General features: G+C 62.4%; 4 protein-coding genes. All 4 read left to right on the forward strand.

Annotated elements, in window-relative coordinates:
• A partial coding sequence (locus ACFWPJ_RS28470; protein WP_378855928.1) for an XRE family transcriptional regulator occupies positions 1 to 1,085 on the forward strand: 1,085 nt, incomplete at its 5' end.
• Complete coding sequence (locus ACFWPJ_RS28475) at positions 1,076 to 1,783, forward strand: creatininase family protein (protein ID WP_378855930.1); 708 nt, start codon at positions 1,076 to 1,078, stop codon at positions 1,781 to 1,783. The genes ACFWPJ_RS28470 and ACFWPJ_RS28475, both read left to right, overlap by 10 nt.
• A 347-nt stretch (positions 1,784 to 2,130) precedes the next feature.
• Positions 2,131 to 2,646, forward strand: a complete 516-nt coding sequence (locus tag ACFWPJ_RS28480; protein ID WP_378855932.1) for a hypothetical protein — start codon at positions 2,131 to 2,133, stop codon at positions 2,644 to 2,646.
• Between the two features lie 12 nt (positions 2,647 to 2,658).
• Positions 2,659 to 3,357 (forward strand): alpha/beta hydrolase (locus ACFWPJ_RS28485; protein ID WP_378855934.1); only part of this gene is annotated, 699 nt, incomplete at its 3' end.

Raw genomic sequence — 3,357 nt, forward strand, 5'->3', positions numbered from 1 at the left:
GCATCTTGGGGATTCCCGAAGAGCTTCTGTGGTCCGATCCGTCGGCAGGAATGGCAACAGAGCTGGGTACAAAGTCTGGCGTGGCTCCGGTGCGCCTTCCCAGCGGCAAGACCGTTCCCGCGATGAGCGCGCCGATGGAGGCGCCGCTCGCGAAGACGCTCCTTGCGACACTGAACCACTACGCGACCCTGGACATGCTTGCCGGGCCCCACGATCTACTCGACATCGTCGAGAACCAGCTTTCGGCTATCGATTCCGCGGTGAAAGGCCACGCCAGAGACCGGGAAAAGCTGCTATACGCGTCAGGGCGGTTTGCCGAGTTCCTCGGCTGGATCCATCAAGACGCCGGGAATTTGCGCGCGGCGATGAAGTGGTCTGATGTGGCGCTTGCGCGGGCGGATGAGTGCGGTGATACCTCGCTGCACGCCTACGTGCTCATGCGTAAGTCCAACATCGCCGGTGACGCCGGCAACACCGGTGTCGCAGTTGACCGGGTGGAGGAAGCGTTGGCCAACGCCACAGGGCTGACCACCCGACAGCGGTCGGTCTTGCTGCGACAGAAGGGCCACGCCTATGCGCAACGTACCTCGATTACGGGCGACCGTGGCGATCGCCGAACCTGTGTGGATGCGCTGGCAGAGGCCGCCGACCTCGCCACCGAGGACAGCATCGATGCCAACGATCTGGCGCAATACTGTTCAGCGGGGTACGTCGCCATGGAAGCAGCACACTGCTGGGTTCAGCTGGGGCGCCCGGAGAAGGCGTTGACCACCCTCGAGACGGGCCTGGCAGACTGGGCGCCAGGCAGCGACCGGGACCTCGGGATGGGATTCGCTCGTCTCGCCACCGCCTACGCCGGGCTCAGCCAGCCCGACGAAGCGCTCGACGTCGCCCGGCATGCGCTGAAGATCCACTCCGATACCGGGTCGCACAGGACCATTCAGCAGCTGCGGCGCGTCGGTATCGCTCTTGAAGAACGCGGACACCGCGGCCACACTCAAGACTTCGCCGATATGCTGCGCGCACACATCGCGACAGCCCGAGTCGCGCCGGCAACCCCCGATGAGGAGTTCGAGTGGAGTTGATTACGACCGCGACCTCGACTGATGTCGCCCGCGTCGGCGCAACGGTCGGTGTCCTCCCCGTCGGCAGCTTCGAACAGCACGGCGACCATCTGCCGTTGATCACGGACACAGCCATCGCGTGCCTGATCGCCGAGCGGATTGCCACCAGCTACGAGCTCCTGCTGCTGCCACCGATCACTATGTCGGCCAGCCACGAACACGAGGCTTTCCCGGGCACAGTCAGCATCAGCGCGTCCACGCTGATCTCGTTGATTGACGACATCCGCGCATCTCTCGCGAGAAGCGGAATCACCACGCTGGTCATCGTCAATGGGCACGGCGGGAACTACGTCCTGTCCAACATCGCCGCCCAAGCCAACGTCGACGGTCGCAACGTCGTCCTCTACCCAGGAAGGCCGGACTGGGAAGCGGCTCGTTCACGTGCCGGGATGATCAGCAACATCCACGACGATATGCACGGTGGAGAGCTCGAAACGTCGATCCTTCTGCACTCCCGTCCGGAGCTGGTTCGCGACTCCTACCGGGACGCAGATCACCTCGCATCAGATCGTCGGCACTTCCTTCTGACCGGTATGGCCGAATACACGACCACTGGGATCATCGGGCTTCCATCAGCCGCTACGGCTGCCAAGGGGGAAGCCGCGCTAGTTAGCCTTACCGATTCTTTTGCGGACTACATAGAAGCAAGCAAACGATAGCTAGCTGGTACGCGAAGCGTGCGACACAGCGTTGAGGTCGTTTGTGGTGCTGAGAGATTGAGGCAACCTATGCATCCTGGGAGGGGATGGGGGAGTTGATCAAGGACACAACGGCGGGCCTCCGAACTGCAGGTGATGCTGTAACTCGAGGCTATGCGGACCCGGTGACCCCGTCACAAGCTAGGCTCGCGCAACGCGAGCTAGATCGGCACGGTTGCGCCGTACTGTCGGGGCTTATCCCGAAGCAATTGCGGGATGCTGTTGCAGTCGAGGCGGTTCATCTGGCAGACGTGTTGGGGGTTCGACGAGATTTGGAGTTCGCCGAGACAGGGTTCAGCCCGCGTCGCATGTCCAATGTCGCTCAGAGCCTGATCGGCGAGCGAGGCGCCGTGATTCCGCAGGTGTACGGGTCGAATTGGCTGCTACGTGTGCTGTCATCGATTGCAGGGACGCCTCTCTTTCCCTGCCCATATGGCCCCGAGCGGTTCGTGATCACCCGACTGGAACAACCCGGTGACACCCACGGGTGGCACTGGGACGATTACGGTTTCGCGTTGGTGTGGGTCGCCGAGGTCCCCGATCCGGTTGATGGTGGGTTCGTCGAGAGCGTCCCGGACACCAGCTGGGACAAGCAACGGCCGGGTATCGAGGAGATTCTTCGGAGCCGCCGTGTGCATCGGCTGGACCTGAGCGGAGGCGATGTATACCTCATGCGAACTGACACAACGTTGCACCGGGTGCACCCGATCCGGCGAGGTCGACGGACGATCGTCAACATGGCGTTCGCGCGACACGACGAGTTGTGCCGGCCAACGACTCACGAGACGATGGATGCGTTGTGGTCGACGCCTCGGACTGAATGAATGGAGCGCCCAGTGGATCGTTTCACCGTGCAGTCAGCGGACGGCATCGAGCTCGAGGCTGTTGCGCACCGTTCGACTGCAGGCACCTCGCGGGGCGCCGTGTTGCTCGCACACGGCATTACCGTCGACCTCGACGAGGGCGGCGGGATGTTCGTCCGGCTGGCCGAGCAGTTGGTTGCTGCCGGGTTCGACGTACTGCGGTTCTCCTTCCGTGGTCATGGGAACAGCGCTGGAACACCGCGTGGAGTTACAGTGGCTGGAGAGTGCTTGGATCTGCAGGCTGCCGTGGAAGAAATCCGTATGCAATTTCCCGGCCCGCTATCCATCGTTGCAGCCAGTTTCGGTGCTGTAGCCACGGCTATCTCCCTCCCGTGGCTGGCCGACAGCCTCCACAGATTGGTCTTGTGGAACCCGGTGCTTGATCTCAACCACACGTTCCTCGAGCCGGAACTAGACTGGGGCAAAGAGAATTTCAGCGCTGACCAGCAGAAGCGCTTGGAGACAAACGGCTACCTCGTCGTCGACGGCATCTTCGAGCTTGGTCGTGTGTTGTTCTATGAATTTGCCAGGTACCGACCTCTGGATCACTTCGCGAACAGCAAGGTGCGGGCGCTGATCGTGCACGGGGACCGAGATTCCGCGGTGTCGTACGAGATAGCCGCTGAAGCTGCCAGATTGCGCCCGGACACCGATCTGCACACAGTCGTCGGT

It is taken from the genome of Nocardia sp. NPDC058497, from assembly GCF_042720195.1.
In the GTDB taxonomy this organism is placed as follows: domain Bacteria; phylum Actinomycetota; class Actinomycetes; order Mycobacteriales; family Mycobacteriaceae; genus Nocardia.